This is a genomic window from Consotaella aegiceratis, from assembly GCF_036541425.1.
Taxonomy (GTDB): Bacteria; Pseudomonadota; Alphaproteobacteria; order Rhizobiales; family Rhizobiaceae; genus Consotaella; species Consotaella aegiceratis.
In genome coordinates this window covers 56,785-80,515 of record NZ_JAZHFT010000023.1, presented here as the reverse complement: position 1 = coordinate 80,515, position 23,731 = coordinate 56,785, and the positions used below count along the sequence as shown (strand labels likewise).

The following is a 23,731-nucleotide window of genomic DNA, read 5'->3' as shown; positions in this document are numbered from 1 at the left end:
GCGAACGGCTCGCGCCAATGGCCGGCGATCGAAGGTGCGCTCGGCGGTCGAGCATGTCTTCGCCCGGCAGAAAGGGCCGATGGGCCTGTTCGTGCGCACCATCGGCATCGTGCGCGCCGAGGCGAAGGCTTGTGCTCGGGCTTGACCCGAGTATCGGCATGGCCAATCTCGCCTACAATCTCACCCGCTTCGTCTGGCATCAGGGGCGAGGTGCGCCCGCATGACGGCAAAATCGCCACCGGTCTGAAGTTCCAATGGCGGATGAGCGCCAAGTGCCGCAAAGCCACACCGATCAAGCCCAAATCGGGCCGCCATCACCAATGACGTCTCTTCAATGCCGCCAAAACGTCGGTTCTTCGAGGTGTCCAGTTGAACGCAGCGCCGAGAACCGCCTGCGGCCAGTGGGTGAATCGCTTGCAGAACGGATAGACGATCACCAGCGGTAACACGCCGATCGCCAGCAGCCGCGTGTCGGGCGTCAGGAAAACGAGCAGCGCAGCCGCGAGCGCGAGTTCGACCGCCAGAAAGCCGAGGGCATGACGCGCCCCGATCTGGCGGCTCGCCAATGGGCGGAACCGGGTCCGCTCGACATGGCCGTCGAATTTACGATCCGCGATGTCGTTGATGGTGGAACCGGCGCTTCTCATGAGAAACGCGCCGAGCGTGAAGATCGCGAGCTGCCGCGGGTCGGGGATGCCGTGAGCGGCTTGGACGAGTGCGGCCCAGCAGGGAAACAGCGTCAGCCATATGCCCACCGGCCGATCGAGCCGGGCGAGCCGCATATAGGGCCGCCATGCACGCGGCAGCCGGCGATCGACCCAATCTCCCCGATGAATATCACTGAGGTCCGGCCGGCTCACAGTCATCATTTCGCGACAACCTTCCTGCACCTAGGCGGATCTCCGTTGTGTTCGCCGCGATATTCGCAGCCGGGCCGACACGGCGCAATGGAGCCGCGAGCGCAGCAAAATGCCGGCATGCGCGCCGTGGTCCCAAGGCCTGCCGCCGGCGAAGAGCGGGCGGGACGAACTACAGCCCCTCGACGGAATAGTCCGGGGTGCCGTTCCAGACCAGCTTCCAGCCGGCGCCGGGGCGTACGTTCTGGACGATGCCGGGATCGAAGGCGACGAAGCAGCGGCCGCCGGGATGGCGTACGGACGGGTAGAGCAGGCCTCGGTGCCCCTCACGCCGCAGCCTCGCCGCCAGGGCCTGCCCCTCCGGATAGCCGACCTTTGGATCGGCATTCAGAGCCGGATGAGCGGTCTCGCCGTCGAGATCGGGAAAATCTCCGATGAAGTCGGCGAGGATTTCGACATAGCGCGCCTCGTCCTCGTAGCGGCCGATATAGCCGAGCTCCCGGGTCCGGTGAAAACCGACTTCCGCCGCCGAAGTCAGCACGTCGTAGCTGCAATACCAGGCGCCGCGATCGCCGGTGTTGAAGCGGTTGCCGGTCGGGCGGGTATAGGTAAAGGCGGCGTTGATGTGGGTCTGGCCGTAGACCTTCAGGTCGTGTGCGCGCCGGGCGAATACGAGCTCGCGCCGGTCGAGCGCCGGGCTGCCGTCGCGCTCGGCGATCAGCCGCGCGCTCGTCTCGCCTTCCAGTTCCGCCAGGATGGCGGCTTCCTCGTCGCTGTCGACGAGGCCGCGCAGAACCGGCGGTTTGTGATGGGTTTGCGAAATCAGGCGGACGAGGCCCCGGTCGTTGATCGCCGTGATCCTCAAACGCCACCTCTGAGCGCGTCCACATAGGTGCGCACGCGCATGATCTTCGGCAGGCCGCCTTGCACCATGGCGTCGAGCGGGCGCGCCCCACCGAACTCCGGTCCCTGGTTGGCGAGCCTCACCCAATCGCGCGAGATCGGCGGGTCGAAATAGAGCTCCAGCGATTTGTAGAGCCCGACCAGAGCACTGAGGCGCAACATCTGATCGCGCGTCAGCTCGCCGCCGAAACCTGGCTTCTTGGCGCGCTTCCACGTCGATTCCGACATGTCGGCGAGCGCCGCCGCCTCCCGGCCGGTCAACGACCAGCTCTCGGCGATCCGGCCGAAGGCCTTCAGCGCCACCGCCTGAACGTCAGGAGCCGGGCGCTCCAAGATTGCGTTTTCCATGGCCGTCTTCTCCGTCCATAGATAATATTGGACCATGTGGACGGAAATGCAAGGTCATATGGACCGCAGGGTAGGCTTGACCCGCTCTCAATTTTGCAGCTGAATAACTGGAATCCATTCGCAAACAGACACCAATGTCATCGGTGATCAACTTCAGAGCGTGTTCTGAATCAAATTGATTGGAAAATCGCTAGAAGATCGATGCCCGAGAAGCGGAGAACGACGGCAAACCCGATAAGAAGGGGCGTATAGAAAAAGGCGGCTGTCATCGATGCTCTGACGGCCGACCAGAATGTACCCCGTAAGGCATCCTCGCGAATGGTCGGCTCATTGGCTTCGATTACCGAATTTGCGAATGTCAGGATTACAGTTTCCGCTTCCTTTTCTGCCCCTGCCAACCGTGTGGTGGTCCACGTTCGAATATAGTCGGCCAGTTCGCTATCGTTGGGCTTCCGCCCATTCCGGTCGAAGAAGTCGGTTGCCCATTCGCGTTTCGCGATCTTGTACAGACAGTACGCTACCATCCCCGGCAACATGTCGGCGTCAGGAAGATCAACGTTCACAAACCGCTCAAAGAGCGGATTGTATTGCCGCTCGCTCGGTTCGGGCTGCGAACTCACTTTGACTTCCGTACCCCTGTGTTCTCAATGGCAGAACGCAAGCGGTTTCCTGCGACGCTCTTCGCGGTAGCATAACTTTCGCCGTTGACTATGCGAACCTTGCCCATGCCAGGTACGCTGATGCCATTGGCAAAGCGCCCGGTGGCGGTGTCCCTGGACACGACAAAACCTTTGTTTTTGGCCGGCACCTTAACGTTGCTCAATCCCGCCTCCTTCGATCTCGGCATTCTATATATAAGTTGTATTCAGGTCGTGCCAAAATCCTGAAGCGCCGGGTTCAGCCCCTCCAAGCCCTCGCGATAGGTCGGATAGCGGAAGCGATAGCCTGCCGCCTTGAGCTTGGCGTTGGATACGCGCTTGACCTCGCCGTAGAACGACCGAGCCATGGGGGACAGATCGGCGGCCTCGAAGGGTACAGCCGGCGGCGGCTCGACGCGGGCAAGCCGCGCGGCCTCTTCGACCACCAGCTCGGGAGCACAGGGCTCGTCATCCGTTCCGTTGAAGATGCCGTCGGCACGGCGTTCCATCAGCAGCGCCAGCGCGCCGGCGATATCGTCCACGTGGATGCGGTTGAACACCTGTCCCGGCTTGATCAGCCGCCGTGCCGTGCCTCGGGCGAGCTGGACGAAGGCGTTGCGCCCCGGCCCGTAGATGCCGGCGAGCCGCAGGATGGCAAGCGGGACAGCGCGTTCGTTCGCCAGCGCCCGCCAAGCGTGTTCGGCCTCCAGCCGCGCCTTCGAACGCGTCGAAACGGGCCGCGGTTCGGTCGTCTCGTCGATCCAGGCGCCGCCATGGTCGCCATAGACGCCGATGGTCGACAGATAGCCGATCCATGCAAGGTCCGGCAGGCCCTGCCGCAGGGCGTCGGCAAACCATCGCAGGACGGGGTCGCCGGCCTCGTCCGGCGGAGCGGAGATCAGGAGATGCGTCGCCGTCTCCAGCGCTTGCCGAAGCTCCGGCGCCGGTTGTGTTTCGCCATCGAACCGAAAGCAAGGCCAGGATTGCAACAGGACCGGGCCGCTCTGCGGCGAGCGGGTGGTCAGCCCCACGACGTCGAGCCGGGCGCGTGTCGCCTCGACGAAGCGGGTGGCGGAATAGCCGCAGCCAAAGACGAAGAGCCGCGTCGGGGCTGCCGCTTCGCTCATCGCGTCTCGCCGTCGCGCGGCGGTGCGGGATAAAGGAGACTGCCGATTTCGAGCGCGCCGATCCGCAACCGGCCGATCTCGGCTTCCTCGGCCCGGGCGCGGCCGACCGACAGCCGGCCGATGGCGAAGGCCCCGACCGCCAGCGCCCCCACGGCAAAGGCCCCGAGCGCCAACGCGCCGAGCGCCCCGGCGCCCAGTGCGCCGGCACCCAACGCGCCTTTGGATGCCAAACCGTGGCGACCCGTGAGGTCGTCGCGATGGCCGATCCGGCGGCGCAGCGAATGGCGCGCCCGGTGATAGGCCTCCTGCTGGTCTTGCCGGTCGTCCTCGTCGCCGGTGCCGAGCGCCTGCTCGTCGCGATAGAAGTCAGCTGTCGAGTGCATGCCACTCCCTCCTCACCCAGTCTGCCGTTTCCTTATCGAGCGCATCGCGGCGCCTTGCCAAGGCTTCGTCGTGCGAAAGCCGCGCGAGCGCCCAGACCGCCATCGCCCGCACCAGCGGTTCATCGTCGTCGAGCAGCCGCACGACCGGCTTCAGAAAGCCGGCATCGCCGGAATTGCCCGCCGCGATCAGGCAGTTCGACACGAATTTGCCGCGCCCCACCCGCTTGACCGGAGACCCGGAGAACAAGGCGCGAAAGGCCGCGTCGTCGAGGTCGAGAAGATCACGCAGAGCCGGCGCCTTCAAGTCGTCGCGGGCCTGGAGCTTGATCTCGCGTGCGGTGCTGGCGAATTTGTTCCACGGACAGACCGCCAGGCAGTCGTCGCAGCCGTAGATGCGGTTGCCCATCAAAGGGCGCAGCGCTCGCGGCACCGGGCGCTTCGTCTCGATGGTGAGATAGGAGATGCAGCGTCGGGCATCGAGCTTGTAGGGCGCCGGAAACGCAGCGGTGGGGCAGACGTCGAGGCAGGCCCGGCACGAGCCGCAGCTGTCCGGCATCGGCTCGTCGGCGGGCAGGTCGATCGTCGTGAAGATCGAGCCGAGGAACAGCCACGAGCCAAAATCGCGGCTGACGAGATTGGTGTGCTTGCCCTGCCAGCCAACGCCGGCGCGCGCCGCGAGCGGCTTTTCCATCACCGGTGCGGTGTCGACGAAGACCTTGACGTCGTGGCCACCGCCGGCCCGGGCCAGAATCCGCGAGGCCAGTTCCTTCAGCCGGCCCTTGATGACGTCGTGATAGTCGCGATGCCGGGCGTAGACGGAGATCGCGCCGCGATCGAACTGGTCGAGAAGACCGCGCGGATCCTCGTCCGGGCCGTAGTTCATGCCGAGCACGATGATGGAGCGGACCCGTGGCCACAACGCCGCTGCCGCCCGCCGTCGGTCGGCGGTCTCGGGCAGCCAGCCCATGGTGCCGTGGCGGCCGTGCTCCAGGAATTCGTCGAGCCGTTCGCCCACGACGACGTCGGTCGTCGCGGACGCCACGCCCACGGCGTCGAAGCCGAGACGATGCGCGTCCTCGATGACGAAGCGTTTGAGCGGGCAGGATGGTGCGTCCATCCTTGGAAAATAGTTAGAAATCGAGCTCGGCGTAATGGGCGACAGGAGGAATGCCGCGCACGCGCTCGCCCAGGAACGGGCGGAAGGCCGGCCGCGACTTGAGCCGGACATACCATTCCTTGGCGGCGGGCTCGCGCTCCCAATCCACCTCGCCGAGATAGTCGAGCACCGAGAGGGCGGAAGCGGCGGCGAGGTCGGCATGCGACAGCCGCGTGCCGGCCAGCCAGTTGCGGCTTTCGGCCAGCCAGCCGATGTAGCGCATATGGTTCTTCAGATTGGCGCGCGCCGCGCGAATCGCCGAGGCGTCCGGCGGCCCGCCGCCCTCGTCGGGGCGCATGTCGAGCTTGAACACCCGTTCGCGCACCAGATAGCGGGTGACCTCGGCTTCCAGCTTGTGCAGGAACCATTCCGTCAGCCGCCGCGTCTCGGCCCGCTCCAACGGCTTTTCGGCCATCAGCCGGCGCTCGCGCTGATAGACCCCGCGCGTCTCGTCGACATATTCGGCAATCACCAGGCCGCCGACGATCGGCGGTCCGTCGTCCTCGATCAGGATCGGCAAGGTTGCTGCCGGATTGAGAGCCAGAAGCTCGGGACGCCGCTGCCAGGGCTTTTCCTCGACCAGTTCGGCGCGCTCTCCATATTCGCCAAGCATGAGCCGGACAAAGCGCGATGCGGCGGACATGGGATGATGATGGAGCCTGAGCATGGCCTGGATACTGCTTTCTTTCGGAACGCCTCGCATGCAGTCGCGACCGCGTCGTCCCCAGAATAGCGCGGCGTTGGTTTATGGCTGCCTAACGCGGCGGCGAAATTTCATTGTTTCTGTAACCCTTTGCCAGGGGTTTCGTTCGCCGGCCGCAATTTTGGCCCTCTTGAGCGGCAGGGGACGCCATGCCACCCATGGGGCCGCAAACGCCGCGGGGGCGTGATTCTCTCTTTCGGTGGACCGTTCGCCGGCCGCCGTCATCACCGCAAGGACCGCCATGGACATCGGCGCCGCGATCGATGCGATCATTCTTGGACTGACCGAGGGACTGACGGAGTTCATTCCCGTCTCCTCCACCGGACATATTCTGCTGCTCGGCCATTTCCTCGGATTCCATTCGACGGCGCGCACCTTCGAGGTGCTGATCCAGCTCGGCGCGATCCTGGCGGTGCTTTCCGCCTACGCCGCCAAGCTCTGGCAGATCGCCGTCACGCTGCCCACCAGTCCCAGGAGCCGCCACTTCGTCATCGGCATCCTGGTCGCCTTCCTGCCGGCCGCGGTGGTCGGTGTCCTGGCCCACGACTTCATCAAGCGGGTTCTGTTCGAGACGCCGATGGTGATCTGCATCGCGCTGGTGGTCGGCGGCATCATCTTGCTGGTGATCGACCGCATGCCGCTGAAGGTGCGCTATGCCGACGTGATGGACTATCCCCTGTCCTTGTGCCTGGCGATCGGCGTTTTCCAGTGCCTGGCGATGGTGCCCGGCACGTCGCGCTCGGGCGCCACGATCGCCGGCGCGCTGCTGATGGGCACCGACAAGCGCTCCGCCGCCGAATTCTCGTTTTTCCTGGCGATGCCCACGATGATGGGCGCCTTCGCCTTCGATCTCTACAAGTCGCGCAGTCAGCTCTCGATGGACGACGCCTGGCTGATCGCCATCGGCTTCGTCTGTGCCTTCCTGGCGGCTCTGGTCGTCGTCAACTGGCTGCTCGGCTACGTCTCGCGGCACGGCTTCGCGTTCTTCGCCTGGTGGCGTATCGTCGTCGGCATTGCGGGAATCGCAGGCTTGCTGCTCGTCGGCTGAGTCGCCACCGCGGACAAGGGGGCGGCGGGCCCTGCCGACGTTCGGCCGATCGCCGACGGTTTGGCCGGGAACGAAAATCGACGCCTGATTTTCGTCCGCATGATGCTTCGCCGTCGGCTAGAAAGAGGCATGCTTTTCACCGCCTCGACAAACGACGACACGCTTTATCGGGCGCTCCTCGAGCGCGATGGCGCCTATGACGGCCTGGCTTTCGTCGGCGTCACATCCACGCGAATCTTCTGTCGCTTCACGTGCCCGGCGCGTAAGCCCAAGCGGCAACATTGCCGCTTCTTTGAAACCGCCCAGGCGTGCGTCGATGCGGGATTTCGCCCCTGCAAACGCTGCCGGCCGCTCCTGCCGGAGGCCGCCCCGGATCCTGTCATCACAGCGCTCCTGGAAGACCTCGGCCGTCGCCCCACCCACCGCTGGAGCGAAGCGGACATCCAGGCGCTCGGTTTCGACCTGTCAACAGTGCGTCGCGCGTTCAAGCGTCAGTTCGGCATGACGTTTCTGGAACTCGCCCGATATCGTCGCTTGGGCGATGCAATCCAGACGCTGGGAAAGGGTGGCAAGGTGATCGAGGCTCAGATCGATGCCCGGTTCGAATCTCCCAGTGCGTTCCGCTCCGCGGTCGCGCGGCTGCTCGGCCTGTCGCCGGGCGATTTCGTCCGCAACGCTCTGCTGCTGGTCGACTGGATCGACACGCCGCTTGGCCCGATGATCGTGGTCGGCGACAGGCGCAGCGTGCATCTCCTGGAATTCGTCGATCGAAAGGCCCTGGCGACCGAGCTGCGCGGACTGCGCGACAGGTCCAATGGATCGCTCGGCTTCGGCAGGCCGGAACCCGCCGACCGGATTGCAGAGGAGCTGAGCCGCTTTTTCGCGGGAGAAGATGCCGCGTTCACGACGCCGCTCACCCTGCACGGCAGTCCCTTTGCCCGCCAGGTCTGGCGCGCGCTCCAGGAAATTCCGGCGGGGACCACCCGCAGCTATGGCGATCTGGCCCGGGCCATCGGCCGTCCGACGGCGGTGCGGGCTGTCGCCCGCGCCAACGGAGCCAATCAGATCGCCCTCGTCATCCCCTGCCATCGCGTCATCGGAGCCGATGGGTCGCTGACCGGATATGGTGGCGGACTATGGCGCAAGCAGCGCCTGATCGAGATCGAGCGAAGCTATCGGGATCGCACAGACTCAAGAGGCGCGGCTTCGGCTTGAACCCCGCGACGGCGGCGGTCGTGCGGACTCAGTGCGGTTCTCCCTCGGCCGTCTCATTCAGCAACGGGCCCTTGCGATAGAACTGGCCGTGCGGCTGGAAGCGGACGAGATAGGTCGGGAGCACCGCCTCGAGCAGACGCGGCTGAATGCCGAAGGCCTCGAAGGTACGGCCTTCGGCCTTGGCCGCCTCGGACACCACGTTGTCGTGGCGCAACTGTTTCACCTGATCCTCGGTCAGCGGCGCGCCGGGAACCATCTGCATCATCCGCGCCATCGTCGCGGCGCGCTTGAAGGGGATCGTCATGAAGCGCTTGCGCCGATGGATGATGGTCAGCATCAGATCCATCATCTCGCGAAAGGTCATCACCTCGCGCCCGCCGAGTTCGTAGGTCGTACCGGTCGCCACCTTGCCGTCGACGGTCATCGCGATCGCTTCGGCGACATCGGCGACGAAGACCGGCTGGAACCGCGTCTCCCCGCCGCCGATCAGCGGCAGGAACGGCGACAGGGTGGACATGCTGGCGAAGCGATTGAAGAATTGGTCCTCGGCCCCGAAGATGATCGACGGCCGGATGATGATCGTCTCGGGAAGCACCTCGCGCGCCGCTTTCTCGCCCAGCGCCTTGGTGCGGGCATAGACGCTGTCGGATGATTCGTCGGCGCCGATCGCCGACATCTGGGTCAACGGCGCGCCGATCTTTGCCGCCGCCTCGGCCACGGCCCGCGTGCCCTCGTGATGCAGCGAATTGAAATCCTGCTTGCCGCTCTTGGCGAGAATGCCCACCAGATTGATGACGTGGTCGGCATCCTGCACCGCCCGCTCGATCGACCAGGGGTAGCGCAGATTGGCCTGGACCGGCAGAATCTGCCCCATATTGCCGTTGGGCTGCAGGTGATAGGCGAGATCCGGCCGGCGGCAGGCGACGCGAATGCGGCAGCCGCGCTTGGCCAAGGCTCGGGTGAGGTACCGTCCCACGAATCCCGAACCGCCGAAGACCGTCACGACCTTTCCAGTGTCGATCGTCATGCCTCGATCCTCCTGACACAGTTTGCCGCGATCCCCGATGCTGCGGCGTCGGCCGGTCTTACCGCCTTCGCGCCGTCAGGTGAAGAGCATGTGACACGGTATCGCCACCATGATGATCCGCAGTTCGGCGATGTGGAAAACGCGTTGACAGGGCGGATGCGAAAATCTAATGGTCCCCGCCGTGCCCAGGTGGCGGAATTGGTAGACGCGCACGGTTCAGGTCCGTGTGCCGCGAGGCGTGGAGGTTCGAGTCCTCTCCTGGGCACCATTCCGCAAAATTCTACGGAAGAGCTCAGGCCTTGGCGTTAGCGCCGGTGCGTTGACGACGTAACGATACGTCTTGCAGGAGCGGGTCGCTCGCCCTCGTATAAGGGCTCGATCGCGGCGCCTCCGCAGTTCCGGCTTTCCAGTCATCCACAATCATTGCAAACGCCACGCGATCGGAGCGTGGCACCGATATATCAGGGTCTGTTTCGGATACGAAACAGAGAACGAGATCGGCATGTCGGGATCATGCCCGCGTTCGACATTGCGCACGCGCGCAGCCGGGTGCATGCGGGATGTCGCCGTCGCGAGCCGAGTCGGTCGATCGGCGCTGATTTCCAATCGGACGAGACCGATGACACCCGAGGTTTTGCCTCCTTCCTTGTCCCATCATCAGGTGATCGAGCTTTGGCCGGGAATGGCACCCGGATCGGAAGCGTGTCGGGCGGTTCCCGTGATCAAGGAGCGGTCGCCGATCCTGTTCAAGGCCAATCGCGAGATCTCCGGCATCGTCAGGCCGTCTCTCACGGTGGTTCTGCCGCCGCGGCCGAATGGCACGGCCCTGATCATCGCGCCGGGCGGCGGCTATTCCCGCATCGCCCTGGACAAGGAAGGGCTAGAGACGGCGGAGGCTCTGGGGCCGATCGGCGTGACGGTATTCCTCTTGAGCTACCGGCTGCCCGCTGAGGGCCACGCTGACGGGCGATATGTGCCGCTTCAGGATGGGCAGCGCGCCATGCGGCTGGTGCGTCATCACGCCGAAGCCTGGGGCCTCGATCCCAAACGAATCGGGTTGATGGGGTTTTCGGCGGGCGGCCATCTGGCGGCATCCGTGGTCACCGGTCATGACAAGGCCGTCTACGACCCGGTAGACGAGGCCGACCGCCAGAGCGCGCGACCGGACTTCGCCGGGCTGATCTATCCCGTCGTTTCGATGGTCGACGGCGTCGCGCATCCCGGCTCGCGGACCAGCCTTATCGGCCCGGATCCGGACGCGGAACTGATTCGCGAGCATTCGCCCGATCGTCATGTCGGACCCGAAACGACCGAGACGTTTCTTGTCTTGGCGGATGACGATCCCGCGGTTCCGGCGGAGAACTCGGTGCTGTTCTATTCTGCTCTGAGACGAGCCGGCGTGCCGGCCGAACTCCATATTTTTCGCGACGGAGGCCATGGATTCGGGATCGCCGAGGCGGCTCATTTGCCGATCGGAGGCTGGCCGGAGCTGTTCAGGCGCTGGCTTGGGCGGATCGGCGTGATTTCGGCCTGATGCGCTGGGATAGCCCGTGGATCAAGCCGATGAGGCAAGCCGGATAGAATCAGCCGGAAATCATTGGTTTTTCGCGGCTAGCCCTGGGGTCTATCTTCGCGGCCGCCTGACGCTCGCGGCGATTTGGGAGATCAATCTCTCTCCGGAATCATGTCGCGTCGACGGAAAAATGCACGCTGCCTGCCGGATTCGATGTTTCGGGGCGCCCGGGATATCCTGCTCCCTATAGCGGTCTAGATCTATCCGACAGGAATCCTCCCGAATTGCGGGGATTGAACTGTGAAGCTCTTTCCGCCATGGCTATACCAAAGAGGAAGCCTTCTATCCCAGCCGGGAGCCCTATGCCGTTTCACATCAAGAATCCGGAGACCGACGCTCTCGCGCGCCGCGTGGCCTCCTTGAAGAAGATCGGCCTGACCGAAGCGGTGCATATCGCCTTGGAACATGAGCTCGAACGCGAGCGCGCCAAGCCGTCGTTGGCCGATCTTGCTGTGGATTTTTGCCGCGAGCTGCGGGAGCGCGGCGGTGCCCGCTCGGGCGGACGCAACGAGAGTTCTTGATGTTCATCGACGGCTCGGCCCTGGTCGCCATGCTGACCGACGAGGAGGATGCGCGCATCTTCGCGGCCCGTTTGCAGACCTCGCCAAAACGCTTGACGTCGCCCATCGCCGTCTTCGAGGCGACGGCCTCGGTCAATCGCGTCTATGGGCTGAGCGTCGACGAAGCCGGAGAGTCGGTTGCTCGATTCCTCGATCTGATGAACATCCAGGTGATGTCGCTGCCGGCGCAGGTGACCGGCATCGCGCTCGATGCCTATGAGCGCTTCGGCCGGGGTCGAGGGCGCGATGCGGGGCTCAACACCGGCGATTGCTTTTCCTACGCCTGTGCGCGCTACTATCGACAGCCGCTCTTGTACAAAGGCGCGAAATTCGCCGCCACCGACATCGAATCGGCCTAACACGTTGATCCAAGGCTTTGTCTGGCGACTGCCAGTGCTGGCGGGACGGCGAAGCGCCAAGCGGGCCATCGCCGTGGACGCGGCCATGAAGCACTTCGTCGCGCAGCCGACCCTTGACCGGGCGGCCGGTTTCCGGTTCTTGCGCGAAGCGGCGGCGAAACGCGCCGTGCCCGTCTGGCGGGAGCCCCGCCGATTTTCGACCAAGGCCACGATTCGCTTATGACCATTCGCGTTCACCAGGGCGATTTGCCCGATCTGTCCCGCTACACCGGGGCCGTTGCCATCGACACCGAGACCCTCGGATTGAATACGCGGCGCGATCGCCTGTGCGTCGTGCAGCTTTCGCCGGGCGACGGCACGGCGGACGTGGTGCAGATCGCCAAGGGCCAGCGCGAGGCGCCGAACCTCTGCGCGCTGCTGGCGGACCCCACGAAGACCAAGATCTTCCACTACGCGCGCTTCGACATCGCCGCCCTTTACCATGCGTTTGGAGTAATGGCGGAGCCGATCTTCTGCACCAAGATCGCCTCGCGGCTGGTGCGCACCTACACCGACCGGCACGGGCTGAAGGACCTGACGCGCGAGCTGATCGGGGTCGACCTGTCCAAGCAGCAGCAATCTTCGGACTGGGCGGCGGAAACCCTGTCGCCGGCGCAGATCGAATACGCGGCGTCTGACGTTCTCTATCTCCATGACCTGATGGGCGTGCTGCTCAAGCGACTGGAGCGCGAGGATCGGATGGAGCTGGCTCGCGCATCCTTCGCCTATCTGCCGACGCGCGCCAAGCTCGACCTTGCCGGCTGGGACGATCAGGACATCTTCTCGCACTCGGTGTGACCGGCCGCCAAGCTCGGCCTGGCCACGGCGGCGACGCTGCCCCTTCTAGAGGGCGGCCATGCGGCGCCAAAGCTGCGCGGCCTGCTCTCGGGCCTCGGCCTCGATCGCCGAACGCTCGCCATTGACGAGCTCGCCGTCGCGCACGACAAGGCGGCCGTCGACCACGACATGGCAAACGCGCCCGCCCTGGCGCACGACCATGTCGCCGAGCGCGCCGGGGGCGAAATCCGCCGCCGTCACACCGAACTGTTCGGCGATCAGCGCCCTGCCGGCATCCAGACGTCCGGCCGCACTCGTATCGCCGTGCGCGACGGCCAGACGCGCGAGCGCCTGGCTCTCCTCGGCCATATCGGGGTTCCAGCCGTCGGCGCCGAGCGCCACCTTGCGGCTCGCGGCGAGTGATGAGGCATAGCCCACGCCGTTGCCTTCGTTCGAGCGTGGATTCTGGACCAGCCAGCAGCCTCGATCCTCGATCCGGCACACCTGGTCGGGCGAAAGATGGACGCCGTGAGCGACGATCGAGCCGGCGGGCAGGGCGTCGAGCGCGATGAGGCGCTCCAGCGGGCCGGCATAGCCGCGTCCCTTGGCGTCCTCGATATCGTCCCCGGCTTCCGCCACATGGACATGGACGCCCGTTCCGAGATCGCGCGCCAGCACGCCCGCTTCGCGCAGCGTGTCGTCGGAAACCGTGAAGCTGGCATGAAGGCCGACCAAGCCGCGCACCCGGGAGGACGTCGCCACGCGGGCCGTCTCCGCGAGGCCGCGCCGCGCCTCCTCGCGGCCGAAATTGCGCTCGGTGGCGCCGTAGCAGAGAAGAGCGCGGATACCGAGGTCTTCGCAGGCCTCCGCCAGGATCGCGAGCGAGCCTTCGATCAGGGCGGGCGATTCGTGATGGTCGATCAGCGAGGTCGTGCCGGCCAGAAGCGCGCGGGCCACATAATCGCGGGCCGAGGCGCGCAAGCTGTCGGCATCGAGCGCGCGGTCGAGCCGCCACCAGACACGTTGCAGAATCTCGATGAAGTTAGCCGGCTTGGGGTCGGGTGCCGGCATGCCGTAAGGCGCGAGGCCGCTATAGATGTGGGTGTGCGCGCAGACCGCGCCCGGCACAATCTCGGCTTCCGGACAGGCAAGACCTGGCGCTCCGTCGGCCGGCCGTTCGGCGATGCGGCCGTCGGCGACGGCGACGATCCGGCCGGTCCTGTCCGGCCCGATGGTGATCGAACCGCTCAATGCCACTCCTCCATGTCGTCCTCCGGCATCCGTCCGGCGCTCAGCGGGGCGGCGGCTGGCGAATCGTTCATCGGCAGACGGGTGCGGCGGATGCCGTCGAAGGCGGCGAGCGCGCCCGCCACCGCGCCGGCCGTCGGCACCAGCCCGATTTCGCCGACACCCTTGGCGCCGAACGGTCCTTCCGGCTCCGGATCCTCGACGAGGATGACCTCGACCTTCGGCATGTCACTGGCGCGAAGCACGCCAATGTCGCGAAGATTGGCCGAGACCGGCATCCCGTCCTTGCAGGGAAGCTGTTCGGTCAACGCGTAGCCGAGGCCCATATGGACCGCGCCCTCGATCTGGGCTTCGCATTGCTGCGGATTGATGGCGCGCCCGACATCGTGGGCGACGACCATGCGCGCCACCTTGCCCTCGGCGTCGAGGACGGCGAGATGAGTGGCCCAGCCGAAGGCGGTGTGAGTCTTGATCTTGCCGTTCTTCGTTTCGCCCGGCGCGGTGGTGTCGTCGATCACCGTGTCGCCGACATAGACCTTGCCGACCAGATCGGTGAGGGTAAGGCCCTGGTCGAGATCGGCCTTCAGCGCCTTGGCCGCCTCGATGGTGGCGCGCCCGGCCAGCAGCGTGCCGCGCGAGCCGGTGGTCTGGCCGACGCCGATCTCGAAGCGGGTGTCGACCCGCGGCCGAAAGATCGAGGCGGGCAGACCGGTCACTTCCGAGGCGCACTGGCTCATGATGGTGAGCAGACCCTGGCCCATCTCCGTGAAGCTCAGATTGACGCTCACCGTCCCGTCCGGCTCCACGGTCATCCGGGTCTTGCCGTACTCGATGGCGCCGTTGCCGATGCCGGAATTCTTGACCGCGCAGGCGATGCCGACGGCCTCGCCCCGCTCTTTGGCCTCGTAGTAGGCGTCCTTGACGGCGGACAGCGTCTTTTCGAGGCCCACGGACTTTTCCAGGACCTGGCCGGAGGAGAAGACGTCGCCGATCCGCACGGCGTTGCGCCAGCGCATCTCCCAGCCGTCTAGCCCGACCTTTTCAGCCAACAGGTCGAGACAGCCCTCGATGGCGAAGCTGGTCTGGTTAACGCCGAAGCCGCGCATCGCGCCGCAGGGCGGATTGTTGGTGGTGGCGGCGCGCGAGCGGATATCGAGCGCCGGCACGCGGTAGGGGCCGCAGGCGTGACCGGCCGCCCGCTCCAACACCTTGCCGCCGACCGAGGCATAGGCGCCGGAATCGCCCAGCAGATCGATCCTCGCCGCCGTCAGCCGGCCGTCTTCGTCGCAGCCCACGGTGTAGCGCATGGTGATCGGATGGCGCTTGGGATGCACGCGGACCGATTCCTCGCGGTTGAGCGACAGGCGCACCGGCCGACCGGTCAGGCGGGCCAGCAGCGCCGTCTGCGCCTGGACGCTCATGTCCTCCTTGCCGCCGAAGGCGCCTCCGTTCGGAACCAGTTCGACAAACACGCGATCCTCCGGCTCGCCGAGGACCGAGGCGACCTGGGAGCGATCGTCGAAGATGCCCTGGCCCTGGCTGTAGAGGTGCAGACGTCCATCCGGCAGCGGCACGGCCAGCACCGTCTCGGTCTCCAGGAAGGCGTGCTCGATGCGCTGGGTCTGCCATGTGCCCGAAACCACGTGGGCGGAGGCGGCGAGCGCCGCGTCGACGTCGCCGCGCGTGATCCGGGTTTCCGACAACAAATTTTCATGCTTCGGATTCACCTGGCGCGCACCCGGGGCGAGGGCGTCTTCGGGGGCGAGGGTCGGCGGCAGCCGTTCGCATTCGACCTCGACCAGCGCGGCCGCCTTGCGGGCGAGACCCGACGTTTCCGCCGCGACGACGGCGAGCATATCGCCGACGTAACGGGCTTCCTCGCCTTCGGCGACGAGGACCGGCCAGTCACGCTCGATCAACCCGACCCAACGCTGGCCCGGCACGTCCTTGGCGGTGGCGATGGCAACGACGCCTGGCAAGGCGGCGGCCTTGGATGTGTCGATGCGGTCGATGCGGGCGCGTGCGTAGGGCGACAGCACCACGGCGCCGTAAAGCAGGTTCGGCACCTCGATATCGGCCACGAAGGGCCGTGAGCCGAGCGTCAGTTCGCCACCCCGATAGCGCTGGATGCGCGCCCCGACGCCGCCTTCTGTGATCGGAGGCGGCAGGGCGCCGCCACGCTTGGCCGCATGGATCAGTTCGACGGCGTCGACGATCTTCACATAGCCGGTGCAGCGGCAGAGATGGCCGTCCAGGGCGGCGGCAATGTCCTCGCGCGACATCGGTCGGTCGCGATCGGTCAGATGCTTGATCCGCAGGACGAAGCCGGGCGTGCAGAAGCCGCATTGAAGCCCTGCGGCCGCCTGAAAGGCATCGGCATAAAGCCGGCGTTCGGCTTCCTCGACGCCTTCCAGGGTGACGATCTCCTTGTCGTTCGCGGCCGAGGCGGCCATCGTGCAGGTCTTGCGCGGCCGTCCGCCGACCAGCGCCAGGCAGGCGCCGCACTGGCCCTGCGGCGCGCAGCCGCTTTTCAGTGACTTGATCTTGAGGCGTTCCCGCAGAACGTCGAGGAGCGTTTCGTCGGGCTCGGTCTCGATCGTGTGCTCGGTGCCGTTCAGGCGAAGGGTGATCGTGTTCATCTTTGTCGTTCGCCCCGAATGGCCTTCCTGGCGGTCTGGCGTGCCTGTGTCATCGAAAGGCCGCGCTCACGTAGTTGACGGCGTCATCGGCCATGACCGCCTGGGTCAGGCGATGGAGAATGCGCATGCGACCGAGGTCGACCGGCTGGGCGGCCGTCCCTTGCGTTTTCTCGAGGTCGGCGGGATCGATCGTGAGGTCGAACCCTGGTCCGCGATAATGCAGCATGCCCTCGTCGCTGCTGTCGAGCGTCAGGATGTCGCCCGCCCAGCGCCCGTGGACGCGAAGGCCGTCTGCCCGCCGCTCGACGACGAAACCGTCGCGATGCGGGCTTGTCTTCCAGGTCGCGAGGCTGCCGAAGAATTGCGGCTTGATCGTCGATGGCGCGCCTTTTTCCGGACAGATCACGTCGCAGTTGCCGCATTCGTTGCAGGCGTCGGCAAAGATGCCGATCTGATGCTCGCGCCGGACCGGGAGATCATCGGCCGTCTCGACGCGCCATCCCGAGTCCACCGGAACCAGCCGCTCCTGCGGGATCGGTGCCTTGGGCAGCGGGATGCGGAAGATCGCGTCGTTGGGGCAGACGAAGACGCAGCGATCGCAGGTCTGGCAATCGAGCAAGTCGAGCACCGCGTCGGTTTTTTCCGGCGGCGTAGCGGTCGCGTCCGCGCCGTATCGGGGATCGGCGAGGACCTTCTTGGCATAGATCCGGGTGTTGAGGCGGCGGGCTGCGGACGCCCAGTCGTCGAACGAATCGCCGGCGGCGGCGCGCAGGTCGCCACCGTCCGCTATCGCGGCGCGGCAAGCTTCCGCCGTTTCGGGGGGCAGCACCAGCGTTTCCAGGGCTGCCTCTCCCTGGTCGAACGCCTTGACGACGTAGGTGTCGATATCAGCGACGGCGAGCGCGTTCATCCGCTCCTGCAGGGCCTTGAAATAGTCGAAGGCGCGAGCATAGCCTCGGCGCTTGAGCAGGTCGGTGCAGACGCTGACCGGCTTCAGCCCGAGAGCGACCGACTCGGCGAAATTGCCGGCGTCGATGCCGGCCGAAAACGAGATCGGGAAGCGGTCGCCGAACTCCGAGCGAAAGCGATCGACGAGCGCGATCGCCAGGACATGGAGAGGCGCGCCGGACAGGTACATCTCGCGTGCGTCCGTCGGAAAGAACGAACGGTGGTTCTTCACCAGCAGCGTGTTGGTGAACTTCACCCCGAAGCCGCGGCCGAGGATATCGGCGAGATCGCCGAGCCGCTTCACAATCCCCACCATCTCCCCCCAGGTGGCGTCCTTGGCGAACGTTTCACGTGGAACTTCGAGGTCGTGATAGCCGAGCCGGTCGTGCAGGATGGCGTTCAGGTCCGTCTCGCCGAGCAGCGTCGGGTTGAGCTTGACGACGACGTCGAGGCCGACCTCCCGCATCAGATGAGCGGCGATCGTCTCGATCTCCTGCGGCGGACAACCATGAAAGGTCGACAGCGTCACCGTCTTGGAAATCTGCGTCGGATAGACGAGCTCGCGCAAGTGAGCATGGCTGTCCGGGATTTCGCGGCGCAAGCGCTCGATCACGGCACTCGCGTCCTTCAGGCCCTCCATGAAGGCACGCACACGCGGCGAGCTGATCCCGGCGAGGTCGTAGCCGACGCTCAGGTCGAACACGGTGTCCGCAGCATCGCCACCCAGACCGGCCGATTTGGCCATTTCGATCAGCATCGCTGCCTTGACGTATTCTTCCAGCGACTGTTCGAGCGTGAGCTCCTGCGACCATTCGATGTTGAAACCGATGGTCTCCATGTCGATGCAGGGACGCATGATCTCGAGTTGGTCGAGAATCTGTACCGTCTTCAGCTCGATGACGCGGCCGCCCGCGAGCCAGGATAGAAGGATATTCTGGGCCAGCTGGGTGTGCGGCCCCGCCGCCGGTCCGAACGGGGTCGACGCCTCCTGCCCGTGGATCGAGACGGACAGGTCGAGCGTCGTATCGGGCTTGAAGAAGCGCGAACGCCGCAGGTCGTAGACGGCTTTCTTGTCCTCCAACTCTTGGAACAGCCGGTTGACGAGAACGCCAAGCGGGAGTGGAGTGAGGCCGGTCATGGGCTGCCTTTGCGCGACGGGTGGGAACTGCGTGCGTCATCTGAGACCGATTGCGCGCGCTCGGCAACCGGAGAGGCTCCAACGATCTTGCAAAGCCGATTTGCAAATTTATCGCATCATGAAAATCAGATTTCAATACGCTTGTGATGGCGGATTCGCACCACCACTGGTGCCGATGCATTTGGGGCGATCACAACGGCGCCTGGCGACGACTTCACTGGCAGATGGCTGTTCGCCACCGCATTTTTGACGTTACCGTCACTCGGCGGCCATGGCGACAGCGACGGCTGGCCGGACTTCGTTCGCTGTTCGAGGCGCAAAAAGTGCCTATTTTTCATGCTGGACAATTGGCGAAAAATACTTTTCATAGGCGGCGTCCTTTGCGCGGCCGATCCTTTTCGCGCGTCTTTCGCTCCCTCAGGAGTCGCCCTCCATGTCAGTCGACTACGCCGCTTTCGACGCTGTTTTCAGCCGCAACCCGCGCTTTTCGCGGCAGGCCTATCCCGAGCGGTTCAAGGCGGTCCTGAGCCATGAAGCGGCCGGCCAAGCTCTGGAGCAGATCTCGGCCTGGCGCGGCTATCAGCCGACGCCGCTGGTGCCGCTTGCCGATCTGGCGGCGCGCCTCGGCATCGCCGGCATTCATTACAAGTATGAAGCGGGACGCTTCGGTCTCGGCAGCTTCAAGGCTTTGGGCGGCGCCTATGCGGTGTTTCGGCTGCTTGCCGAAACGATCGAGGCCGAGCGCGGCCTCAGCCCGTCGACGGCCGACCTTCTCGACGGCCGCTATGCCGATATCGTCGGGAAGGTGACGGTGACCTGCGCGACCGACGGCAATCATGGCCGATCGGTAGCCTGGGGCGCTTCGCTGTTCGGCTGCCAGTGCGTCATCTTCGTTCATGCCACGGTGTCCGAGCAACGGGCGGAGGCCATTGCGCGCTACGGCGCGAAGGTCGTCCGCACCAAGGGCAACTACGACGATTCCGTGCGCGAGGCGGACGCCCAGGCGCTGAAGAATGGCTGGATGGTCGTCTCCGATACCTCCTATCCCGGCTATACCCAGGTGCCGAAGAATGTCATGCAAGGCTATAGCGTGATGGCCGAGGAGGCGATCCACCAGCTGCAGGGCCTGAGGCCGAGCCATGTCTTCCTGCAGGGCGGCGTCGGCGGGCTGGCGGCGGCGGTGACCGCGCATCTCTGGGAAGCCTTCGGCGAGGATGCGCCGACCGTCGTGGTGGTGGAGCCGCATCAGGCGGCCTGCCTGCTCGCCTCCAACGAGGCCGGCGAGCCGAAGACAGTCCACGGCGATCTCGATACGATCATGGCGGGCCTGGCCTGTGGCGAACCGTCGCTGATCGCCTGGCCGATCCTGGCTGAAGGGGTCTCGGCGTTCATGGCCATTCCCGACGAGGCCGCAGCGGCCACCATGCGGCTTCTCGCCTCCGGTGAGGCCGGGGCGAAGATCGTCGGCGGCGAAAGCGGCGTGGCCGGCCTCGCCGGACTTCTGGTGCTTGCCGAACACCCCGATTGGAGAGAAGAGATTGGCTTGACGCCGACCAGCCGGGTGCTCGTCATCGGGAGTGAGGGGGACACCGATCCCGACCTCTACCGGCAGATCGTCGGAACCTCTGCGAGGCAAGTGGACGCTGGATCATGAACGCTCCCGTGAAAACCGTTGCGGTCGATCAGAACCGCCTGTTGGACCGCATTGCCGATTTCGGCACGATCGGCGCCCTGGAAGGCGGCGGGGTCTGTCGGCTGGCGCTCACCAATGCCGACAAGGTCGGGCGAGATAAGCTGGTCGCGCAGATGCGCGAGCTCGATCTCGCGGTCTCGGTCGATCCGATCGGCAACATCTTCGGCACACGGGCCGGGCGAACGGCCGGCCCGTGCGTGATGCTCGGCTCGCATATCGACAGCGTCGCCACCGGTGGTCTCTACGACGGAACGCTCGGTGTTCTGGGCGGGCTCGAGGTGGTCGCGGCGCTGAACGAGGCGGGCGTCGAGACCGAACGTCCGATCACGGTGGCCGCCTTCACCAACGAGGAAGGCGCGCGCTTCGCCCCCGACATGCTCGGCAGCCTCGTCCATGTGGGCGGACTGTCGCTCGCCGAAGCGCTCGATACCGTCAGCATCGACGGCCGGCGCCTGGGCGACGAACTGACGCGCATCGGCTATGCGGGAGAGGACCAGGGACCGCTGGAGATCGCGGCCTATTTCGAGCTTCACATCGAGCAGGGGCCGATCCTCGAGGCCGAAGGCATCGAGATCGGCGTCGTCGCCGGCGTTCAGGGCATCTCGTGGAGCGAGCTGACGATCACCGGTCGCAGCGCCCATGCCGGCACGACGCCCCTCCACCTGCGCCACGATGCCGGTCTTGCCGCCGCCCTGATCGCCGGCAACGTGGACAAGATCGCCCGCGAGATCGGCTCCGGGCAGGTCGGGACCGTCGGTGCGTTGACGCTGTCGCCCAACCTGGTCAATGTCGTCGCCGAGAAGGCTGTGATGACCGTCGATCTGCGCAATCCGGACGAGACGCTGTTGCAGCAGGCCGAGGCTCGGCTGGCCGAGTGCATCGAGAGCGTTGTGGAAAAGGCGCGCGTGACCGTCGATCGCCGCACGCTGGCTAGGTTCGAACCAGTGGCCTTCGCGCCCGAACTGGTCGACGCCGTTGAGGCCGAGGCTCATGCCTTGGGCCTGTCGACGAAGCGGCTTTATTCCGGCGCCGGCCACGACGCCCAGATGATCGCTCGCATCGCTCCGGCGGCGATGATCTTCGTGCCTTGCGTCGACGGCATCAGCCACAATGTCACCGAATACACCAAGCCGGCCGATCTGGTGAACGGCGTCAACGTGCTGCTGCAGCTGACGCTGAAACAGGCCGCCGGCGGCAAACAGGGAGACCGCTGACGATGTCGCGTATTCTCACCGTCGGGGCTGCCCAGCTCGGCCCGATCGCCCGCATCGAGCCGCGCGAGGCGGTGGTGGAGCGGATGATCGCGCTCATGGACAAGGCGGCCGCGCGCGGCGTCGGGCTCGTCGTCTTTCCCGAGCTGGCGCTCACCACCTTCTTTCCGCGCTGGTTCATGGAGGATCAGGCCGAGATCGACCGATTCTTCGAGACCGAGATGCCCAATGGGGCGACGCAGCCGCTGTTCGAGCGGGCCAAGGCGCTGAAGGTCGGATTCATTCTCGGCTATGCCGAACTCACTCCCGATGGACACCACTACAACACCTCGATCATCGTCGATGCGAGCGGCGAGATCGTGCTCCGTTATCGCAAGATCCATCTGCCGGGCCACCCCGAACATGAGCCGTGGCGGCCGTTCCAGCATCTGGAAAAGCGCTATTTCGAGCCCGGACCCGAGCCGTTCTCGGTGTGCGAGGCGTTCGGCGGTACGCTGTCGCTGGCGATCTGCAACGACCGCCGCTGGCCGGAGACCTATCGCGAGGTGGCGCTGCGCGGCGCCGAGCTGATCGCCATCGGCTACAACACGCCGGTGCATTACCCTCCGGCGCCCGAGCACGACCATCTGCAGGACTTCCACAACCACCTGTCGCTCCAGGCGGGCGCCTATGCCAACGGCCTGTGGGTGGTGGGCGTCGCCAAGGCGGGCAAGGAGGAAGGCTGCGACCTGATCGGCCAAAGCTGCATCGTCGCGCCCACCGGCGAGATCGTCGCCATGGCCGGAACGCTGGGCGACGAGCTGATCGTCGCCGATTGCGACCTCGACCGCTGCAGCGAGATCCGCGACAACGTCTTCAACTTCGCTCTCCACCGCAGGCCGGAGATCTATACGGCGCTGACGGCACCCGGTTCGAAGTAGGGGGCGCAACGCCAGGCCGTCGGGACGGCCCCGGCCGTCAGCCCAGGAGATCGCGCACCACGCGCTCGAAGATCCGTGCGCCCACGGGAATGAGCGCGTCCGGAAAATCGTAGTCCGGATTGTGCAGGCTGGGGTGGTCCGTGCCGGCGCCCAGAAACAGCATGGCGGTTTTTGCGACGTCGCGAAACCGTCCGAAATCCTCCGATGCGCGCATCGGCTCTCCCGGTTTGTGCGGGACACCGACGGCGTCGAGCGCGCCCCGCAGATGGCCGACAGCGTCCGGATCGTTTTCGCAGTGGCGGAACACGTCGTGATAGGACACGGACCAGTCGAGGCCGTTCGTTTCGGCCAGATGCCGCGTCACCCATTCGGCCGTTTCGACGAGCGGGGACATGCGCGCGTCGCGCATCGTGCGCAGCGTCGCCCAGATTTCTGCATGGCCCGGCGCGACGCCGAAGCACGGCTCGCCCATGACGGCATGGGTCACGGTCACCAGCGCGAAATCGTCCGAGAGCGTTCCGCCCACGCCGAGCCCCGTCAGCGCCGGCATCAGATGAGCGACGGCGGCCATCGGCGAGCGGCCGGTTTCGGGCATCGAAGCGTGGGCCGTGCGGCCGGACAGGTCCACGCGCAGCCCGCGCGAGGCGCAATTGACCGGGCCGTCCTTCAGCGCCACCTCGCCGAGCGGCAGGCCGGGCAGATTATGAAGGGCGAAGGCGTAGTCGGGGGCGATTTCGGCAAAGCGTGGGTCGGTGAGCACGGCCGCCGCTCCGGCGCCGGTCTCTTCGGCCGGCTGGAACAGGAGCACGACGCGGCCCTGGCCGGGCCTTCGCCTGGCCAGTTCGCGCGCCACGCCGGCGAGGATCGCCATATGGCCGTCGTGACCGCAGAGATGACCCTTGCCGTCCGTCTGCGAGCGGTAGGGCGCGTCGCCGATCTCGTGGATCGGCAGGGCGTCGAGTTCGGCGCGCAGCATGACCGTCGGCCCGCTTTCGACCCCATTGTAGATTGCAGCCAAGCCATGGCCGCCGAGGTCTTTCAGCAGGCGGTCCGGCCCTGTCGGCGCCAGAAAGGACTCGACCGCGCGTGCGGTGGCTTCCTCCTCGCCGGAGAGATCCGGTCGCTGGTGGAGCGCATGTCGCCATGCGGTGAGCTCCGCCAGATCGTCGTGGTCGAGCGCCATGTCGCCCTCCATGTCTTGCCCGATGCCGCCGAAGGCCG

Annotated in this window: 24 protein-coding genes, 1 tRNA gene and 2 pseudogenes; 12 read left to right on the top strand and 15 right to left on the bottom strand. The window is 65.9% G+C overall.

The features are described from left to right. Nucleotides 1-127: pseudogene (locus tag SMD10_RS25615) on the top strand (IS5/IS1182 family transposase); the annotation flags it as partial. Between the two features lie 238 nt (nt 128-365). On the opposite strand, the pseudogene SMD10_RS15790 reads toward SMD10_RS25615, so the two are convergent. From SMD10_RS15790 to SMD10_RS15750, 9 genes and pseudogenes are all read right to left on the bottom strand, one after another. Next, nucleotides 366-869: pseudogene (locus SMD10_RS15790) on the bottom strand (UbiA family prenyltransferase); the annotation flags it as partial. A 160-nt stretch (nt 870-1,029) separates the two neighbouring features. Then, the gene (locus tag SMD10_RS15785) at nt 1,030-1,722 is read right to left on the bottom strand and encodes an RES family NAD+ phosphorylase (RefSeq protein WP_331686684.1); all 693 of its coding nucleotides are present in this window, start codon (nt 1,720-1,722) and stop codon (nt 1,030-1,032) included. After that, complete coding sequence (locus SMD10_RS15780; RefSeq protein ID WP_331686683.1) at nt 1,719-2,108, bottom strand: MbcA/ParS/Xre antitoxin family protein; 390 nt, start codon at nt 2,106-2,108, stop codon at nt 1,719-1,721. Before SMD10_RS15780 ends, SMD10_RS15785 begins: the two co-directional genes overlap by 4 nt. Nucleotides 2,109-2,278: 170 nt before the next feature. Continuing rightward, entirely contained in the window at nt 2,279-2,728 is a 450-nt protein-coding gene (locus SMD10_RS15775; RefSeq protein ID WP_331686682.1) for a hypothetical protein, read from the bottom strand. After that, entirely contained in the window at nt 2,725-2,931 is a 207-nt protein-coding gene (locus SMD10_RS15770; RefSeq protein WP_331686681.1) for a hypothetical protein, read from the bottom strand. The genes SMD10_RS15775 and SMD10_RS15770 overlap by 4 nt, the downstream gene beginning before the upstream one ends. Before the next feature lie 42 nt (nt 2,932-2,973). Continuing rightward, a complete protein-coding gene (locus SMD10_RS15765) occupies nt 2,974-3,873 on the bottom strand; it encodes an SDR family NAD(P)-dependent oxidoreductase (protein WP_331686680.1) in 900 nt (299 codons plus the stop codon). Continuing rightward, the gene (locus tag SMD10_RS15760; RefSeq protein ID WP_331686679.1) at nt 3,870-4,256 is read right to left on the bottom strand and encodes a hypothetical protein; all 387 of its coding nucleotides are present in this window, start codon (nt 4,254-4,256) and stop codon (nt 3,870-3,872) included. Before SMD10_RS15760 ends, SMD10_RS15765 begins: the two co-directional genes overlap by 4 nt. Beyond that, nucleotides 4,240-5,373, bottom strand: coding sequence for a tRNA epoxyqueuosine(34) reductase QueG (gene queG / locus SMD10_RS15755; RefSeq protein WP_331686678.1), 1,134 nt, complete (start codon nt 5,371-5,373; stop codon nt 4,240-4,242). Before queG ends, SMD10_RS15760 begins: the two co-directional genes overlap by 17 nt. A gap of 13 nt (nt 5,374-5,386) precedes the next feature. After that, nucleotides 5,387-6,079: a glutathione S-transferase family protein gene (locus tag SMD10_RS15750; protein WP_331686677.1), complete on the bottom strand. Its 693-nt coding sequence runs from the start codon at nt 6,077-6,079 to the stop codon at nt 5,387-5,389. Between the two features lie 277 nt (nt 6,080-6,356). Between SMD10_RS15750 and SMD10_RS15745 the strand changes: the two genes are divergently transcribed. Both SMD10_RS15745 and SMD10_RS15740 read left to right on the top strand, forming a co-directional pair. Continuing rightward, the gene (locus tag SMD10_RS15745) at nt 6,357-7,163 is read left to right on the top strand and encodes an undecaprenyl-diphosphate phosphatase (protein ID WP_331686676.1); all 807 of its coding nucleotides are present in this window, start codon (nt 6,357-6,359) and stop codon (nt 7,161-7,163) included. Between the two features lie 129 nt (nt 7,164-7,292). Next, nucleotides 7,293-8,378 (top strand): bifunctional transcriptional activator/DNA repair enzyme AdaA, encoded by a 1,086-nt coding sequence (locus tag SMD10_RS15740; RefSeq protein ID WP_331686675.1) that lies wholly within the window; start codon nt 7,293-7,295, stop codon nt 8,376-8,378. A gap of 28 nt (nt 8,379-8,406) precedes the next feature. Here SMD10_RS15740 and SMD10_RS15735 read toward each other — a convergent pair whose 3' ends face one another. Further along, complete coding sequence (locus tag SMD10_RS15735) at nt 8,407-9,405, bottom strand: complex I NDUFA9 subunit family protein (protein WP_331686674.1); 999 nt, start codon at nt 9,403-9,405, stop codon at nt 8,407-8,409. Nucleotides 9,406-9,588: 183 nt separating this feature from the next. Between SMD10_RS15735 and SMD10_RS15730 the strand changes: the two genes are divergently transcribed. The 6 genes from SMD10_RS15730 (at nt 9,589) to SMD10_RS15705 (ending at nt 12,734) form a co-directional block, all read left to right on the top strand. Next, nucleotides 9,589-9,673 (top strand) — tRNA-Leu (locus SMD10_RS15730). 450 nt (nt 9,674-10,123) lie between these two features. Continuing rightward, nucleotides 10,124-10,939, top strand: coding sequence for an alpha/beta hydrolase (locus SMD10_RS15725; RefSeq protein WP_331686673.1), 816 nt, complete (start codon nt 10,124-10,126; stop codon nt 10,937-10,939). 341 nt (nt 10,940-11,280) lie between these two features. Next, nucleotides 11,281-11,499, top strand: a complete 219-nt coding sequence (locus tag SMD10_RS15720) for a type II toxin-antitoxin system VapB family antitoxin (protein WP_331686672.1) — start codon at nt 11,281-11,283, stop codon at nt 11,497-11,499. Beyond that, a complete protein-coding gene (locus SMD10_RS15715; RefSeq protein ID WP_331686671.1) occupies nt 11,499-11,897 on the top strand; it encodes a type II toxin-antitoxin system VapC family toxin in 399 nt (132 codons plus the stop codon). The genes SMD10_RS15720 and SMD10_RS15715 overlap by 1 nt, the downstream gene beginning before the upstream one ends. Before the next feature lie 85 nt (nt 11,898-11,982). Then, entirely contained in the window at nt 11,983-12,120 is a 138-nt protein-coding gene (locus tag SMD10_RS15710; protein WP_331686670.1) for a hypothetical protein, read from the top strand. After that, nucleotides 12,117-12,734: a ribonuclease D gene (locus tag SMD10_RS15705; RefSeq protein WP_331686669.1), complete on the top strand. Its 618-nt coding sequence runs from the start codon at nt 12,117-12,119 to the stop codon at nt 12,732-12,734. The genes SMD10_RS15710 and SMD10_RS15705 overlap by 4 nt, the downstream gene beginning before the upstream one ends. Before the next feature lie 45 nt (nt 12,735-12,779). Here SMD10_RS15705 and SMD10_RS15700 read toward each other — a convergent pair whose 3' ends face one another. The 4 genes from SMD10_RS15700 to SMD10_RS15685 form a co-directional block, all read right to left on the bottom strand. Next, on the bottom strand, nt 12,780-13,964 hold the full coding sequence (locus tag SMD10_RS15700) for an amidohydrolase family protein (protein WP_331686668.1): 1,185 nt from the start codon (nt 13,962-13,964) through the stop codon (nt 12,780-12,782). Further along, nucleotides 13,961-16,600 (bottom strand): selenium-dependent xanthine dehydrogenase, encoded by a 2,640-nt coding sequence (gene xdh / locus SMD10_RS15695; RefSeq protein ID WP_331686667.1) that lies wholly within the window; start codon nt 16,598-16,600, stop codon nt 13,961-13,963. Before xdh ends, SMD10_RS15700 begins: the two co-directional genes overlap by 4 nt. 49 nt (nt 16,601-16,649) lie before the next feature. Then, on the bottom strand, nt 16,650-18,686 hold the full coding sequence (locus SMD10_RS15690) for a hypothetical protein (RefSeq protein ID WP_331686666.1): 2,037 nt from the start codon (nt 18,684-18,686) through the stop codon (nt 16,650-16,652). Between the two features lie 125 nt (nt 18,687-18,811). Continuing rightward, complete coding sequence (locus SMD10_RS15685; RefSeq protein WP_331686665.1) at nt 18,812-19,054, bottom strand: hypothetical protein; 243 nt, start codon at nt 19,052-19,054, stop codon at nt 18,812-18,814. Nucleotides 19,055-19,119: 65 nt separating this feature from the next. Here SMD10_RS15685 and SMD10_RS15680 point away from each other — a divergent pair, with 65 nt between their 5' ends. From SMD10_RS15680 to SMD10_RS15670, 3 genes are read left to right on the top strand one after another with little or no spacing between them, the layout of a single operon-like run. Beyond that, nucleotides 19,120-20,340 (top strand): diaminopropionate ammonia-lyase, encoded by a 1,221-nt coding sequence (locus SMD10_RS15680; protein WP_331686664.1) that lies wholly within the window; start codon nt 19,120-19,122, stop codon nt 20,338-20,340. An 8-nt stretch (nt 20,341-20,348) separates the two neighbouring features. Continuing rightward, on the top strand, nt 20,349-21,593 hold the full coding sequence (locus SMD10_RS15675) for a Zn-dependent hydrolase (protein WP_331686663.1): 1,245 nt from the start codon (nt 20,349-20,351) through the stop codon (nt 21,591-21,593). Nucleotides 21,594-21,595: 2 nt separating this feature from the next. Continuing rightward, nucleotides 21,596-22,510, top strand: coding sequence for an N-carbamoyl-D-amino-acid hydrolase (locus tag SMD10_RS15670; RefSeq protein ID WP_331686662.1), 915 nt, complete (start codon nt 21,596-21,598; stop codon nt 22,508-22,510). Between the two features lie 37 nt (nt 22,511-22,547). Here SMD10_RS15670 and SMD10_RS15665 read toward each other — a convergent pair whose 3' ends face one another. Continuing rightward, on the bottom strand, nt 22,548-23,693 hold the full coding sequence (locus SMD10_RS15665) for an amidohydrolase (protein ID WP_331686661.1): 1,146 nt from the start codon (nt 23,691-23,693) through the stop codon (nt 22,548-22,550). Nucleotides 23,694-23,731 lie beyond the last annotated feature (38 nt).

What these genes read in the sequence shown, in the direction of transcription:
- SMD10_RS15780 (WP_331686683.1), bottom strand. Translation starts at nt 2,108, where the DNA reads ATGGAAAACGCAATCTTGGAGCGCCCGGCTCCTGACGTTCAGGCGGTG.
- SMD10_RS15765 (WP_331686680.1), bottom strand. Translation starts at nt 3,873, where the DNA reads ATGAGCGAAGCGGCAGCCCCGACGCGGCTCTTCGTCTTTGGCTGCGGC.
- SMD10_RS15760 (WP_331686679.1), bottom strand. Translation starts at nt 4,256, where the DNA reads ATGCACTCGACAGCTGACTTCTATCGCGACGAGCAGGCGCTCGGCACC.
- queG (WP_331686678.1), bottom strand. Translation starts at nt 5,373, where the DNA reads ATGGACGCACCATCCTGCCCGCTCAAACGCTTCGTCATCGAGGACGCG.
- SMD10_RS15750 (WP_331686677.1), bottom strand. Translation starts at nt 6,079, where the DNA reads ATGCTCAGGCTCCATCATCATCCCATGTCCGCCGCATCGCGCTTTGTC.
- SMD10_RS15745 (WP_331686676.1), top strand. Translation starts at nt 6,357, where the DNA reads ATGGACATCGGCGCCGCGATCGATGCGATCATTCTTGGACTGACCGAG.
- SMD10_RS15740 (WP_331686675.1), top strand. Translation starts at nt 7,293, where the DNA reads ATGCTTTTCACCGCCTCGACAAACGACGACACGCTTTATCGGGCGCTC.
- SMD10_RS15735 (WP_331686674.1), bottom strand. Translation starts at nt 9,405, where the DNA reads ATGACGATCGACACTGGAAAGGTCGTGACGGTCTTCGGCGGTTCGGGA.
- SMD10_RS15720 (WP_331686672.1), top strand. Translation starts at nt 11,281, where the DNA reads ATGCCGTTTCACATCAAGAATCCGGAGACCGACGCTCTCGCGCGCCGC.
- SMD10_RS15715 (WP_331686671.1), top strand. Translation starts at nt 11,499, where the DNA reads ATGTTCATCGACGGCTCGGCCCTGGTCGCCATGCTGACCGACGAGGAG.
- SMD10_RS15710 (WP_331686670.1), top strand. Translation starts at nt 11,983, where the DNA reads ATGAAGCACTTCGTCGCGCAGCCGACCCTTGACCGGGCGGCCGGTTTC.
- SMD10_RS15705 (WP_331686669.1), top strand. Translation starts at nt 12,117, where the DNA reads ATGACCATTCGCGTTCACCAGGGCGATTTGCCCGATCTGTCCCGCTAC.
- xdh (WP_331686667.1), bottom strand. Translation starts at nt 16,600, where the DNA reads ATGAACACGATCACCCTTCGCCTGAACGGCACCGAGCACACGATCGAG.
- SMD10_RS15690 (WP_331686666.1), bottom strand. Translation starts at nt 18,686, where the DNA reads ATGACCGGCCTCACTCCACTCCCGCTTGGCGTTCTCGTCAACCGGCTG.
- SMD10_RS15685 (WP_331686665.1), bottom strand. Translation starts at nt 19,054, where the DNA reads ATGAAAAGTATTTTTCGCCAATTGTCCAGCATGAAAAATAGGCACTTT.
- SMD10_RS15680 (WP_331686664.1), top strand. Translation starts at nt 19,120, where the DNA reads ATGTCAGTCGACTACGCCGCTTTCGACGCTGTTTTCAGCCGCAACCCG.
- SMD10_RS15670 (WP_331686662.1), top strand. Translation starts at nt 21,596, where the DNA reads ATGTCGCGTATTCTCACCGTCGGGGCTGCCCAGCTCGGCCCGATCGCC.
- SMD10_RS15665 (WP_331686661.1), bottom strand. Translation starts at nt 23,693, where the DNA reads ATGGCGCTCGACCACGACGATCTGGCGGAGCTCACCGCATGGCGACAT.